Source organism: Ralstonia sp. NFACC01, assembly GCF_900115545.1.
Lineage (GTDB): Bacteria > Pseudomonadota > Gammaproteobacteria > Burkholderiales > Burkholderiaceae > Ralstonia > Ralstonia mojiangensis.
This window is the reverse complement of record NZ_FOWV01000003.1, coordinates 232,985-246,741: the sequence shown is the minus strand read 5'-3', so window position 1 is coordinate 246,741 and position 13,757 is coordinate 232,985. Positions and strand designations below refer to the sequence as shown.

The 13,757-nt window shown below is 64.3% G+C and carries 12 protein-coding genes and 3 tRNA genes; 7 read left to right on the top strand and 8 right to left on the bottom strand.

Annotated features, from left to right (window positions below):
- Positions 1-23: 23 nt before the first annotated feature.
- The gene (locus BM136_RS09125) at positions 24-1,232 is read left to right on the top strand and encodes a porin (protein ID WP_092971553.1); all 1,209 of its coding nucleotides are present in this window, start codon (positions 24-26) and stop codon (positions 1,230-1,232) included.
- Positions 1,232-2,167 carry an aldose 1-epimerase gene (locus BM136_RS09120; protein WP_092971552.1) on the top strand — a complete coding sequence of 312 codons (936 nt, stop codon included), beginning with the start codon at positions 1,232-1,234 and terminating at the stop codon, positions 2,165-2,167. The genes BM136_RS09125 and BM136_RS09120 overlap by 1 nt, the downstream gene beginning before the upstream one ends.
- Before the next feature lie 14 nt (positions 2,168-2,181).
- Here the strand turns inward: BM136_RS09120 and BM136_RS09115 are convergent, their stop codons facing one another.
- Positions 2,182-3,096 carry a LysR family transcriptional regulator gene (locus BM136_RS09115; protein ID WP_092971551.1) on the bottom strand — a complete coding sequence of 305 codons (915 nt, stop codon included), beginning with the start codon at positions 3,094-3,096 and terminating at the stop codon, positions 2,182-2,184.
- Between the two features lie 130 nt (positions 3,097-3,226).
- Here BM136_RS09115 and leuC point away from each other — a divergent pair, with 130 nt between their 5' ends.
- The 3 genes from leuC to BM136_RS09100 all read left to right on the top strand — a co-directional run bounded on the left by leuC (position 3,227) and on the right by BM136_RS09100 (position 6,739).
- The gene (leuC, locus tag BM136_RS09110) at positions 3,227-4,663 is read left to right on the top strand and encodes a 3-isopropylmalate dehydratase large subunit (RefSeq protein ID WP_092971550.1); all 1,437 of its coding nucleotides are present in this window, start codon (positions 3,227-3,229) and stop codon (positions 4,661-4,663) included.
- Entirely contained in the window at positions 4,656-5,318 is a 663-nt protein-coding gene (gene leuD / locus BM136_RS09105) for a 3-isopropylmalate dehydratase small subunit (protein ID WP_092971549.1), read from the top strand. Before leuC ends, leuD begins: the two co-directional genes overlap by 8 nt.
- A 98-nt stretch (positions 5,319-5,416) precedes the next feature.
- Positions 5,417-6,739, top strand: coding sequence for a 2-hydroxycarboxylate transporter family protein (locus tag BM136_RS09100; RefSeq protein WP_092971548.1), 1,323 nt, complete (start codon positions 5,417-5,419; stop codon positions 6,737-6,739).
- 141 nt (positions 6,740-6,880) lie between these two features.
- On the opposite strand, the gene BM136_RS09095 is transcribed toward BM136_RS09100, so the two are convergent.
- Positions 6,881-6,956: transfer RNA gene (locus BM136_RS09095), tRNA-Lys, on the bottom strand.
- Between the two features lie 39 nt (positions 6,957-6,995).
- On the bottom strand, positions 6,996-7,922 hold the full coding sequence (locus BM136_RS09090; RefSeq protein ID WP_092971547.1) for a LysR family transcriptional regulator: 927 nt from the start codon (positions 7,920-7,922) through the stop codon (positions 6,996-6,998).
- Positions 7,923-8,014: 92 nt separating this feature from the next.
- Between BM136_RS09090 and BM136_RS09085 the strand changes: the two genes are divergently transcribed.
- Complete coding sequence (locus tag BM136_RS09085; RefSeq protein WP_092971546.1) at positions 8,015-9,118, top strand: YeiH family protein; 1,104 nt, start codon at positions 8,015-8,017, stop codon at positions 9,116-9,118.
- Between the two features lie 148 nt (positions 9,119-9,266).
- Complete coding sequence (locus tag BM136_RS09080; protein ID WP_092971545.1) at positions 9,267-10,001, top strand: DUF899 domain-containing protein; 735 nt, start codon at positions 9,267-9,269, stop codon at positions 9,999-10,001.
- A 42-nt stretch (positions 10,002-10,043) separates the two neighbouring features.
- Here BM136_RS09080 and BM136_RS09075 read toward each other — a convergent pair.
- The 5 genes from BM136_RS09075 to BM136_RS09055 all read right to left on the bottom strand — a co-directional run bounded on the left by BM136_RS09075 (position 10,044) and on the right by BM136_RS09055 (position 13,694).
- Positions 10,044-10,134, bottom strand: a tRNA-Leu gene (locus BM136_RS09075).
- 80 nt (positions 10,135-10,214) lie between these two features.
- Positions 10,215-10,290, bottom strand: a tRNA-Asn gene (locus tag BM136_RS09070).
- 109 nt (positions 10,291-10,399) lie between these two features.
- Complete coding sequence (fdxA, locus tag BM136_RS09065; RefSeq protein ID WP_004626101.1) at positions 10,400-10,729, bottom strand: ferredoxin FdxA; 330 nt, start codon at positions 10,727-10,729, stop codon at positions 10,400-10,402.
- 178 nt (positions 10,730-10,907) lie between these two features.
- Positions 10,908-12,602 carry a single-stranded-DNA-specific exonuclease RecJ gene (gene recJ / locus BM136_RS09060; protein WP_092971544.1) on the bottom strand — a complete coding sequence of 565 codons (1,695 nt, stop codon included), beginning with the start codon at positions 12,600-12,602 and terminating at the stop codon, positions 10,908-10,910.
- Positions 12,603-12,614: 12 nt separating this feature from the next.
- Entirely contained in the window at positions 12,615-13,694 is a 1,080-nt protein-coding gene (locus BM136_RS09055; protein ID WP_092971543.1) for a hypothetical protein, read from the bottom strand.
- Between the last annotated feature and the right edge of the window lie 63 nt (positions 13,695-13,757).

Below are 13,757 nucleotides of genomic sequence, written 5' to 3'. Positions count from 1 at the left end.
AGGAGATTTCCGAGATAACAACGATGAAAACCACACGAGCCAAACGTTCCCGTTCCCTCACGCCGGTCTATGCGTCGGTTGCGCTGCTTTGCGCGGGCGCTTCGATGCACGCCGCAGCGCAAACGTCGGTCACGCTGTATGGCGTGGTTGACAATGCCTTTGCCTATTCGAGCAACCAGGGCGGCCGCTCCAACACCTACATCAATTCGGGCGCCTTGCTGGCCAGCAAGTTCGGCTTGTACGGCACGGAAGACCTGGGTGGCGGCAACACGGCGCTGTTCCGGCTGGAGAGCGGCTTCAATGCGGATACGGGTCAACAAGCCCAAGCCGGGGTCATCTTCAACCGTCAGGCCTACGTCGGCCTGAGCAACACGAACTATGGGCAGGTCACGCTGGGCCGTGCGTACACACCGTACTTCCAGTACGTCGCATCACTGGGCCCGACCAACGTGCTGACGGGTGCCACCGGCGCGCACCCCGGCGATGTGGATGCGTTGGATACCACGCTGCGCTTCAATAACTCCATCACCTACACCACGCCGGTGTGGGGTGGTCTGCAAGCCGGCGTGCAATACGGCTTTGGCGAGCAAGCCGGCAGCGTTTCGAACGGCAGCAGTGTGAGCACCGCGTTGCGCTACGACTACCAGGCCTTTTCGTGGGGCGTCGGCTATACGCGTCTGAAGAACGTGTCGACCGGCACGACGGCCGGCAACTTCAGCAACGTCGGGACGTTCGCCAACAACTCGCCGGTCAACTCCGGCTATGCCACGGCAGACTCCGCGCAGCTCATCGCCACGGCAGCGCGCTATACGTTCGGCAAGCTGATGGTTGGCCTGAACTACTCGAATGTTCAGTACAAGCCGGGCGCGCTGTCGCTGTTCACGCAATCGGCCACGTTCAATACGGTGGGCGCGATTGCCACCTACGATCTGACGCCCGCATTGCGGCTCGCTTTTGGCTACAGCTACACGGCTGAGAAGGCACGTAACGGCATCGGCTCGCCGGCCAAGTACAACCAGTTCTCGATGGAACAGTTGTATTCGCTGTCCAAGCGCACCGCGTTCTATGCGATCCAGGCGTATCAGCGCGCCAATGGCCAGACGCTGCGCGCTTCCGGGACGAGCACCTCCATCGTGGATGCGGTGGCGTCGGTGGGCGACTCGCAGAACGGTACGCCGTCGAATGGACGCAGCCAGTTTGTGGGCATGGTCGGCATTCGGCATTCGTTCTGATGCATAGCCAGACCTGGCTTGCGCCCGGGCCGGTGCACACGCTGCGGGCCGGCGCGTTGACGATGGTCGTCGCGCCGGCGGCAGGTGGCCGCATTGCCTCGCTGGCTTCGGCCGGCGAGGGCGGACGGCGTGTCGACTGGCTCGCGCCGATGTCGGCGGAGTCCCTCCGCGACGGCTTCGAGGGGCTGGCATGGCCCAAGGCCGGGTGCTATCCGCTGCTGCCGTTCTCCAACCGCATCCGCGATGGGCGCTTCCATTGGGATGGCCGCGAGGTCCGTCTCGCGCCGCATCCCGGCCAGGCGCATGCCATGCATGGACTGGCGCATGCACGCGCCTGGACGGTGGAGCACGTGACAGCGTCGTCGATCGAACTCGGCTTGCGCTATGTGCCGGAGGCAGACAACTGGCCCTGGCCGTTCACCGCCACGCAAACGCTGGTGCTGGGCGAATCCGGTCTGGAGGCTGTCATGACCCTGCGCAACGACGGCGACAGCAGCATGCCGGCGGGTGGCGGCTTTCATCCGTACTTCGCGCGCACGCCCGATACACGCGTGCAGTTCGATGCTGCAACGATGTGGCCGACCGACGCCGGTGAAGTTGCCGTCCGTCGCGAGCGGATCACGCCGCGGGAAGATTTCCGTCACGCCCGCGCATTGCCGGATGCAGCACTCAGTGTCTACTACAGCGAATGGCAGCAGCGTGCCGTGGTGTCGTGCGCGGGTGGTGTGCTGACGCTCAGCGCCGATGGCCCGCTCGATCACTTCATCCTCCACGCGCCACACGCGCAGCCGTATTTCTGCCTGGAGCCCATTTCGCACGTGGCCGACGCGATCAACTTGGCGGCCAAGGGATGGGGAGGTACGGGCCTGCGCGCTTTGGCGCCGGGCGAGACGCTGCATATGCGCATGCAATTGCGCATCGAAACGACGGCCTGAAGTGCGACGCGGCGTTAGCGGCGCTCGCCGGCCCACGAAGCTTCTTTGCCGAACCACTCCGTGAGGAAGTCGATGAATGCGCTCACCTTGGCCGACAGGTGGGCGCGTTCCGGATACACCGCGAAGATGTCCGCCACGGGGAGCGCCCAGTCCGCCAGGACCGGCACCAGCCGGCCCGCGCGCACATGCTCGTGGATATCCCATTCCGATCGCATGAGGATGCCATAACCGGCCAGAGCCCAGAGCACGCCGGTTTCGCCGTCGTTCGTGCTGAGCACGCCGCGCACCTTGATGGTTTCCTGTCGGCTGCCGCGCGTGAGATACCACGTGCCGTAAGCGGCGTCACTCTCGCGCAGCACGATGCACTGATGAGATTGCAGATCGCGCGGCACCTGCGGTATGCCTGCACGCCTCAGATAATCGGGCGAGGCGCACAGCATGCGCTTATTGCTCACGATCTTGCGCGCCACCATGCGCGAATCGGGCACCGTGCCAAACCAGATGCCGATGTCGAACGCCTTGTCGGTCAGGTTGACAGAGCGGTCGGTCAGTTCAAGCTGCACCTCCACCTCCGGATACCGTCGCGCGAATTCTACAATGGCGGGCGCCACATGCTGGCGCCCGAAGCCGAACGTGGCGTTGATGCGCAGCAGACCCTTGGGCGTGCCACGGCTGCTGGAGACGGTCTGCTCCAGCTCTTGCAGCTCTTCGAGCAAGCGTGCGCCGGTGGCCAGATAGATTTCACCTTCGTGGGTGACGCTCAGCCGCCGCGTGGTGCGGTTCAGTAGCCGCACGCCCAGTCGCTTTTCCAACTGCGCCAGGCGCGCGGTAATGGCGGGTGGCGTCACACCAAGCTCGCGCGCCAGCGCCGCGAGCGAGCCCTGCTTGACGAGTTGGGTGAAAAATTCCAGATCCGATACGCGATCCATTATTCAGATGAAATGAAGAATAGATAAAGGTGTGCGCCAATTATAAATTCATCGTGCATATCTACACTTCCTCTCGCCAGTGGTCGTCCGGTTTCGATTGATACGGCCGGCCACGCGAATCGGAGGAAGCATGGCGAAGACGCTGTATCAGAAGCTGGTCGAATCGCACACCGTTGCCCACCTCGACGCGCAGAACGTACTGCTCTACGCAGACCTGCACATCATGAACGAGTACACCAGCCCGCAGGCCTTTGCCGGCTTGGCGGAAGCGGGCCGCACGGTGGCTGCGCCCGGCCAGCAGATGGCGGTGGTGGACCACATCATCCCCACGCACCCCGTGCGCGTGCGGGTCATCCAGGACCCAGCGTCTGCGCTGCAGGCGTCCAACCTGGCAAAGAACTGCCGCGAGCACGGCATCGTCCTGTTCGACACCAACGATGCGTTGCAGGGTATCGAGCATGTGATTGCGCCCGAGCTGGGCATGATCCGCCCGGGCATGGTGGTGCTCTGCGGAGACAGCCACACGACCACTTATGGCGCGTTCGGCGCGCTCGGTTTCGGTATCGGCACGTCTGAGGTCGAGCACGTGCTGGCGACGCAGACGCTGGTCTACCGGCTGGCGCAGGACATGCGCATCCGTGTAGAGGGCGAACTGCCCGTTGGCACCACGGCAAAAGACCTCATCCTGCACATCATCAGCCGCATCGGCGCGCAGGGCGCCCGCGGCTATGTGGTCGAGTTCACGGGCAGTGCCATTGCCGCGCTTTCGATGGAGGCGCGCATGACCCTGTGCAACATGGCTGTCGAGGCCGGCGCGCGCGGCGCACTGATCGCGCCCGACGCCAAGGCCACGCGCTACGTGCTCGAACATGCGCGCGACGTGGCGCATACCCATGTAAGCGCCGCGCTGGCGGATTGGCGGCAGTTGTTCAGCGATGCACAGGCGCATTTCGACGTCGAGCACGCGTTTGACGCGCGCGACGTTGCCCCGTACGTGACATGGGGCACCAGCCCCGATCAGGCGATTCCCATCACCGGCAAGATTCCGCAACCCGACGGGGGAGACGACGCGGCGGCGCGCGCCGCCTCGGCCCGGGCATTGCGCTATACGGGCCTGCAGGCCGGCGCCGCCATCGAGGGCGTGCCCGTGCAGCGCGTGTTCATCGGCTCGTGCACGAACGCCCGGATTGAAGACCTGCGCGCCGTGGCCGGCATCGTCAAGGGCCACAAGGTGGCGCAGGGGGTGCGCGCCATGGTCGTGCCGGGTTCTGGCGCCGTGCGTGTGCAGGCGGAGCAAGAGGGGATTGCCGACATCCTGATCGCCAGCGGCTTTGAATGGCGCCAGCCCGGCTGCTCGATGTGCCTTGCCATGAACGACGACGTTCTTGCCCCCGGTGAACGCTGCGCCTCCACCACAAATCGCAACTTTGAAGGGCGTCAGGGGCGGGGCGGCATTACGCATCTGATGAGCCCGGCCATGGCGGCGGCGGCGGCCATCATCGGCCGCATCACCGACGTCCGCAAACTGCAGACGCACCCGGCACAAGCGGAGGCTGCCCATGTCTGACACCAAACACATCCATGGCACGGCGGCACCGCTGCCCACGCCCAACCTCGACACCGATCAGATCATGCCCAAGCAGTTCCTGCGCGGTATCGACAAATCGGGGCTCGACAAGGGGCTGCTCTACGACCTGCGTTACGACGCCGATCACCAGTTGCGCGGCGATTTCGTGCTCAATCAGCCGGCGTATCAGGGCGCGTCCATCCTCGTGGGCGGCAGCAACTTCGGGTGCGGCTCCAGCCGCGAGCACGCGGTGTGGGGGCTGCAGCAATTCGGTATCCGCGCCGTGATCGCGCCCAGCTTTGGCGAGATCTTCTACAGCAACGCCATGAACAACCGCCTGCTGCTCGTGATGCTCGACGAGGCGACGGTGGCACGCATCCTGGCCGACGTGTCGGACGCGGCCACGAGCCGCATCGCCATCGACGTGGAATCGATGACCGTGCGCAGCCATAGCGTGGAGGCGTCGTTCACGCTGTCCGAGCGCCACCGCCACATGTTCCTGCACGGGCTCGACATGATCGGCGCGACGCTCGCACGCTGGAGCGACATCGACACGTTCCAGCAGGCGCATTGGAAGACGCGCCCGTGGCTGCGCGACATCGCGGCCACTACCCGTGCACGTCTGTCTGCCATGGCGCCGAGCGGCAGCCTCTGAATTTTCCCAATACGTTTTCGCAACCCCACACAGCGACGCCGGCGCTTGTTCATCTCGCGTGAAGACGAGGCGCGCCGCGCGGCTGATCAGGAGACATCATGGAAGCATCCATTCGGGCGCAGGAAGACGCGCGCGCGGGCCTTTGGCGCACGCTCAGCGGGTACAGGATCGGGCCGTTGCCTCTTCCCGTGTACGCCACGATTGCCGTCATCACGCTGCTAGCCGCGTTCAACAAGAAGCTGCCCGACGACATGATCGGCGGCTTGGCCGTGCTGATGCTGCTCGGTTTCCTGCTGGGCGAAATCGGTGCGCGGCTGCCGGTGTTCAAACACATTGGTGGCGCGGCCATCCTGTGCCTGTTCGTGCCGTCGGCGCTGGTCGGCTACAAGGTGATCGACCCCGAGATGTTGAAGGCGCTCACGACGACGATGAAGACGGCCAACCTGCAATATCTGTACATCGCCTGCCTGGTGGCGGGCAGCATCCTGGGGATGAGCCATCGCGTGCTGGTGCAGGGCTTCATGCGGATGTTCATTCCGCTGCTGATCGGTACGCTGGCGGCCATCGTGGCGGGGGTGACGGTCGGGCTGTTCTTTGGCTATGACCCCAAGCACACGTTCTTCTTCATCGTCATCCCGATCGTCGGGGGCGGTATCGGTGAAGGCATCCTGCCGCTGTCGATCGGATATTCCGAGATTCTCGGTCGGCCGCAGGCAGAGTTGATTGCCATGCTGGTGCCGGCGGCGCTGCTGGGCAACGTTGTTGCCATCTTGTCGAGCGGCGTGCTCAAGTCGCTGGGCGACAAGCGGCCGCACCTGACCGGCAATGGTGATCTCGTCAGATCGGGCAGCGACACCGATCTGCTGTGCAATGATCACAACGAGGCGCCGGTCAATCTGGGCCTGATGGGCGCCGGCCTGCTGATCAGCTGCGCGTTCTTCATCTTCGGCGCGCTGCTGTCGCGCTTCACGGGGATTCCCGGTCCGATCCTGATGATCATCAGCGCGGCGCTGCTGAAGGTGTCGAAGGTGCTGCCGCAGAACATGGAGCTCGGCGCTTATCAGATGTACAAGTTCGTTTCGACCAACCTGACGTTCGCGATTCTCGTCGGCCTCGGCGCGCTGTTCGTGTCGTGGAAGGGGCTGGTGGCGGCGTTCACGCCTGGCTATTTCGCGATCTGCGCGGCGACGGTCCTGGCGCTGGTGGCGTCAGGCTTCTTTGTCGGCAAATGGCTGGGGATGTATCCGGTGGAGTCCGGCATCGTGACCGCGTGCCATAGCGGATTGGGTGGCACGGGTGATGTGGCGATTCTCTCGGCGTCGAATCGTATGGGTCTGATGCCGTTCGCGCAGATTTCGACGCGTATCGGCGGGGCGGCGACGGTGGTGATCGCGACGATCCTACTCAAGCTGCTGCATTAAGCAGGGGGCAGGGATTCTGGGGGAGCATCGGCCGGCGCACGAGCGTCGGCCGATTTGTTTTCTGCGCACTGAAGCGAAAGCGCGTCGCAAATCGCACAAATGAAAAAGGCCCGACAGTTGCCTGTCGGGCCTTCCATATTCTGGTGGGGCGTGAGTGACTCGAACACTCGACCTACGGATTAAGAGTCCGCTGCTCTACCAACTGAGCTAACGCCCCGCGAAGAAACGAGACTATATCAACCTTTTTTGGATCGCGCTAGTCCTTTGCGCGAATTTTTTTCGAATCGGCGCTGCGACTGCGTAGCACGTCGATGAATTGCGTGAGTCCGTACGTCGGGTGCTTGTCGCGATGGCGCACGATCAGCAGCGGTCGGGCGATGCGCGGCAGGCCGCTGGCGACCTCGACCAAGCGGCCATCGCGCAAGGCGTCGGCCACCACGTGACGCGACAGGCAACTGATGCCGTAGCCGGCTGCCACCGTGCGCTGAATGGCTTCGGAGTGGCCAAGTTCGAGCGCCACATGCAGCGGCCCGACCACCGAAGCAATGCGGCTATCGATCAGTTCGCGCGTGCCGGAGCCCGGTTCGCGCATCAGCCAGCCCGCTTCGCGCAGCGCTGCGTGTGAGACAGGCCCTGTTCCTTGGGTGAGCGGGTGCCCGGGCGCGGCCACGATCACCATCTCATCGTCGATCCATGTTTCGATTTCCAACGCCTCGCCGCGACACGTGCCTTCAATCAGGCCGATGTCGACCTCGAAACGCTGCACGGCATCGACCACGTCCTGCGTATTGCCGATCAGCACGTCGAGCTGGCTGTCGGGTGCGATCTCGTGCCGGAAGCCCGCCAGCAGGGCGGGCAGCACGTAATTGCCGATCGTGCTGCTGGCCGCGAGCTTCAGGCGCACGTTTGGCTGAGCGGTTGCGTGTTCCAACGCATCGGCATGATCCAGCAGCGCCTGCGCTTGTGGCAGAAGCTGCCGGCCCAGCGCATTCAGATGCAGGCGGCGGGCATGCCGGTCAAACAGCGGATGTCCGAGTGTGGATTCCAGCTCTGCCAGCGCTGCGCTAACGGCCGATTGCGACAAGCCAAGAGCGTCGCCGGCCGCGGTGGTCGTCTCACTGCGTGCGATGGTGGCGAAAACGGCCCATTGCCGGAGGGTGACGCGAGGCGCTTTGTTATCCATAAAACTGGTTGGAATTACAAAAATTACCTGTTTTACATGTTATCACGGTCCGCATATCGTTATGCGTATAACGAATAAGCAAGGCGGATGTGATGACGATTGCACAGAAGCAGTTGGCGCCCCAAGGCGTGACGGCGGGATTTGATGGGTGGACGCTCGCCAGCGTGGCGGTGTTGTTCGGGTGTGCGGGGACTGCGGTGGTGCTCGGGGCAATGCCGTGGGCAGGGCATCTTGGCTTGAGCGCACTGACGCTCGCTATCCTGCTCGGCATGGCTGTGGGTCATGTGCCGGGGCACCAGCGTTGGCTGACGCCGGGGGCAATCCAGTTTGCACGCCATACGCTGCTGCGCGCTGGCGTGATTCTCTACGGCGCCCGGCTGACGCTGGCGCAGATCCAGGATCTGCGTACTTCGGGCGTGGTGATTCCGCTGGTGGTGTTGGCTGCGACGATGCTGGCCGGCACGTGGATCGGCACGCGTTGGTTTCGCCTCACGCGCTCACAAGCTGTGCTGGTGGCAGCAGGCAGTGCAGTATGTGGGGCGGCGGCTGTGCTGGCTGTTGCGCCAGCGGTGAAGGCCTCACCACGCGAAACGGCCGTGGCGATCGCTAGCGTGGTGCTGTTCGGCACGATCGGCATCTTTCTGTACCCGTGGCTGTACGCGCTTGTGGCGCATGCCGGGGTGGCCATCACACCGGAGCACTTTGGCGTCTACATCGGTTCGACGATGCACGAAGTTGCGCAGGTGATTGCCGCAGCGCGTCCGCTGGGCGACGACGCCACCAACGCGGCGGTCGTCAGCAAGATGGTGCGTGTGCTGGCGCTGGCCCCCTTGCTGGTTGTGCTGGCGTGCACAACCCCCAGTGAAGCTCAGGGTCCTGCTTCGATGTCTCCGGGGAAAGCGCTTCGCAAAGCCGCCGGCCACGCATGGAAAGCCATGCCCTGGTTTGCGGTTGGGCTGCTGATTGTGACGCTGCTCAATTCCGCCGGTGCGATCCCCGCTGCATGGCATGCCCCCATCGACGCCATCGACACTGCCATGCTGGCCTGTGCGATGTTTGCTATCGGCACGCAAACGCATGTGCCGATGCTGCTGAAGTCCGGCGTGCGACCGCTGCTGTGCGCCGCTGTGTTGTGGGTCGGGCTGGTAGGCGGCGGCGCGCTTATCAACGTGGGCGTGCGCTGGCTGGTGGGCTGATCCGGCACCTGCAGTTGCATGTGCAGAGACGGCTGATTCTCTTCGATGGCGCGTAAGTCGCATCCGGGTGGCGACTTGCGCGCCGCGGCTTTTCATTCGAGTGAGGCCGCCTAGTATGAAGTCCTGAGTCTTAGACAGAGGGGCAACCATGCAAACGCATCCCGTAGTTTCAAGAGACGAATGGCTCATCAGGCGCCGAGCGTTGCTGGCGCGCGAGAAAGAGGCCATCCACCTGCGCGACGCCGTCAACGCCGAGCGCCAGGCGCTGCCGTGGGTCAAGGTCGACACGGAATACGTATTTGAATCATCGGAAGGCAAGAAGACGCTGGCCGAGTTGTTCGACGGCCGTAGCCAGTTGGTGGTCTACCACTTCATGTTCGGGCCCGACTGGGATGCGGGCTGCCCAGGGTGCTCCTTCTTCTCCGACCATGTTGGCGGCATGCTCACGCATCTGAACCACCATGACGTGACGTTCGTCGCCGTGTCGCGCGCGCCGATGGACAAAATCGCGGCTTACAAGAAGCGCATGGGCTGGCAATTCCCGTGGGTGTCGTCGTTCGGCACAACGTTCAATCACGACTATCGCGTGAGCTTCTCGCAAGACGAACTCGCTAGCGGCTCGGTCGACTACAACTACACCGCTACGCCCCGCGAAGAAGCTCATGACGAGCTGCCCGGATTAAGCGCGTTTTACAAGGACGAGGCGGGCGATATCTTCCACACGTACTCGACCTATGCGCGCGGCTTGGAAGACATGGTGGGTACGCTGCTACTGCTCGATCGCGCGCCGCTCGGCCGCAACGAAGCCGGCCCCTTGTCATGGGTGCGCCGTCACGACGAATACGAAGAAGCACCGAAGGCGCATGCGTGCTGCGCATCGTAAGGCGCTGGAGGGGAAGGGCGCGAGGGGAGGCGAAGAAAGGATTGGTGCCCGAGGCCGGGATCGAACCGGCACGCGCCGATTAGGGCGCAGCGGATTTTAAGTCCGCGGTGTCTACCAATTTCACCACTCGGGCTTGGGGCGGGTGCAAAACAATACACGACACCGACGCCACAAATGAAAACGCCCCGCACGAAGCGAGGCGTTTTGTTATTTTGGCTCCCCGACCTGGGCTCGAACCAGGGACCTACGGATTAACAGTCCGGCGCTCTACCGACTGAGCTATCGGGGAATCGCTGCAACAGCGAAGAAATGAATTCTAGCTAGTTTCCGATCTGCCCGTCAACACCTTTTTTGCGATGCACTACAAAAAATGTGCCGGGCAAGTTCACTCAACTAGTTCAGCCGCGGTCGAGGTACTGCTCCTTGTCCTTCACGTCCTTCCAGTCGTCGGCGTCGGGCAAGGGTTGCTTGGTCTTGGTGATGGACGGCCAGCCGGCTTGTGCAAGCTCGACATTGATGGCGATCCATTTCTGCTGATCAGCGGGCACGTCTTCTTCGGCATAGATGGCGTTGACCGGGCACTCGGCCACGCAGACGGCGCAGTCGATGCACTCGTCCGGATCAATCGTCAGGAAGTTCGGGCCTTCACGGAAGCAGTCGACGGGGCAGACGTCCACGCAGTCGGTGTACTTGCAGCGGACACAGCTTTCGGTAACGACGTGAGTCATTTCGCTTGGAAGTTGAAGCTAGGAATTCGTGGGGCGCGCGGCCATGGATGCTTGTGCGTCCCCATGCCGGCAATCCCGCATTGTAACGCACCGGCCGTGCCCGACCGCAGCGTCATCCGTGCGCCGTCAGACAGTTTTGGCATGTGTTTATGCGTTGGCGCAAGGTTTGACCAATCCACTATTGCGCATGCTCGATCACCATCTGCACGCGCGTGATGCCGTTGAAGGTGTTGTTGTCGAGCCGGTAGGCCACATACGCCGAGGCACCCAGCGGCTCTGCGTGGTTGAACCAGATCGCGTCGAAATGCTGCTTGCCGCGGCCGAGCTTGAGCTTCAGGTGCTTGTCTTTCAGCACGGCCTGCGAGAGCACATCGAATTCGCCGCAGAAGCTTGGTGCCGGAAAGCCCTGACCCCAGACCTGGGTTTCAAGCAGCTCGACGAACTGCGGTGTGAAGCATTCCGGGTCCGCCTCGCCGTCGGTTTCGAGCACGCGTGAGAGCAGCGCCTCGGTCAGCCATTCGCGGCCGACGGCCTCGAAGGTGGAGACGAATGCATCGAAACCGTCTTCGCGCAGCGTGAGTCCTGCCGCCATGGCGTGGCCGCCGAACTTCACGATCAGGCCCGGGCTGCGCTTGTGTACGGCGTCCAGCGCATCGCGCAGGTGGAAGCCGGGAATCGAACGGCCCGAGCCCTTGATGACGCCGTCGTCGCCGGGCGCGAAGGTGAAGACGGGGCGGTGGAATTTGTCCTTGATGCGAGAGGCGACGATGCCGATCACACCCTGGTGCCACGTCTCGTTGTAGACCGCGATGGTGTGGCGGCCCGCGCCATCCAGGGCGTTCATGCTGTCAAGGATGGCGAGCGCTTCCTGCTGCATGCCGGCTTCGATCTCGCGGCGCTCGCGGTTCATGCCGTCGAGTTCGGCGGCGATGGCCATGGCGCGGTCGTAGTCATCGGTGAGCAGGCATTCGATGCCCAGTGACATGTCGGCCAGGCGCCCGGCGGCGTTCAGGCGCGGGCCCAGGCCGAAGCCCAGGTCGAACGTCGACGCGCGACGCGCCTCGCGGCCAGCCACGCGGAACAGCGCGGCAATGCCCGGGCACATCCGCCCCGCGCGCATGCGCTTGAGGCCTTGCGCGACCAGCAGGCGGTTGTTGGCGTCGAGCTTGACCACGTCGGCCACGGTGCCGAGTGCCACCAGATCGAGCAGCGCATCCAAGCGCGGCTGATCCTGCGGAGTGAATACGCCGCGCTTGCGCAACTCCGCCCGCAGCGCCAGCAGCACGTAGAACATCACGCCAACGCCTGCCAGATTCTTGCTCGGGAAGCCGCAGCCCGGCTGGTTCGGGTTGACGATCACGCGCGCCTCGGGCAAGTGCGCCCCGGGCATGTGGTGGTCTGTCACGACAACGTCGATGCCCAGCGCATTGGCCGCAGCCACGCCCGCCACGTCGGCGATGCCGTTATCGACGGTGACCAGCACGTCCGGCTTCTCGCGCGCGGCCAGTGCCACGATTTCGGGCGACAGGCCGTAGCCGTATTCAAAGCGGTTCGGGACGATGTAGCTGACCTGTGCGCCGAGCATGCGCAAGCCGCGCATGCCGACGGCGCAGGCGGTGGCGCCGTCGCAGTCGTAGTCGGCAATGATCAGCAGGCGCTTGCCGGCGGCGATGGCGTCGGCGAGGTAACGCGCTGCGTCGTCAATGCCCTTGAGTTGCGCGGGCGGCAGGAGGTCGATCAGCTCGGTCGACAGTTCGTCGGGCCGGGCGACGCCCCGGGCGGCGAGGATGCGTGCGAGCACAGGGTGGATGCCGTGGCCGGCCAGCGTGGTGGCGGCGTCAGCGGAATGCGAACGGACAGCGATGCGGGTCATGCAGGATCAGGCTCAAGCGGCCATGGAAAGCGGGGAGAGCGCATCACGCAAGGTGCGTGGACGACTGAAGCGGCGCAGCCAACCAAACGGGCCAATGGCGAGTTCGCGGCGGGTGACACGGTAGTGGGCGTAGTGCGAGTCGCCGGTCAGCACGAGCGAGACGGCGTCGATTCGGCCGTCGGCCAGCGCATCGGCGGCGGGGGTGAACCAGTCGCGGTCGTACGCGCGCAGGGCTTCGATCCAGTCGTACCAGTTGGCGGAGAGATACGGCTTGCCGGCGTCGCCCAGCAGCGCGGCGGCGCTTGTGTCGTCGAACGGCACGGCGGCCAGCATTTCCGCGCACAGCTCGGTAGCGTTGCCGGCGTGACACAGGCCGGCGAAGAACGGATCTGCGCCGATCATGCGTTCAGCAATCGGGCGGGCATCGACCAGCGCGCCCTGGCCAAACAGCCAGACCGAATTGACCGGAAGCAGCCCACGCGCCTCGCGCGCTTGGTTGACGGGGTGGTCGTACCACGTCATCTGAATTTCGTTCTGGAACTTGCGCCAGGCGCGCTCCTGCTCGCCTTTGTGCATCCAGATGTCGATGTTGTGGCCGGTGGCGCGCTGCGGCGCGGCGGCAATCAGGTCGCCAAAGGGCGAGTCGGCGACGTACCAGCGCGCGGCGTGCGTGGCATCGAGCGTGATGCCCATCTCGTCAACCAGGGGAGCGATGGCGGCGCGCAGCGCTTCGGCGTCGGCGGCTTCCAGGCGGAGCTGGGCCGGGTCGAGCATCACCAGATGGTCCCGGGCGGCGTGGATGTGGACCGGCTGCAGGCAGGCCCAGGTGCGCGTGTCGGCGCTGCCGCCGTCCGCCAGGCGCATGTACGGCGCCGACGGCAGCGGAGAAATGGGCACCCCGGCATGCGCAGCCAGCCAGCGCTCGTGCGGCAGCGTGGGCAGGTAGGCGTCGTCGTGGCGCTCGCGTTCTGCCTCGCGCGCACGGGCGAGCAACCTTTCCAGGCCTGGCAAGGTCAATTGACGGTAAGCGTCGTCGGCCACCTCGGCAGCGGGCGCGCAAAACGGGACAATCAGGGTGAGTTCAGGAATCATGGCTCCGAGATTGTAAACTTCCGGCTCGTCGGCCAGTGAGCCGGACAAATCACACCCACGGGG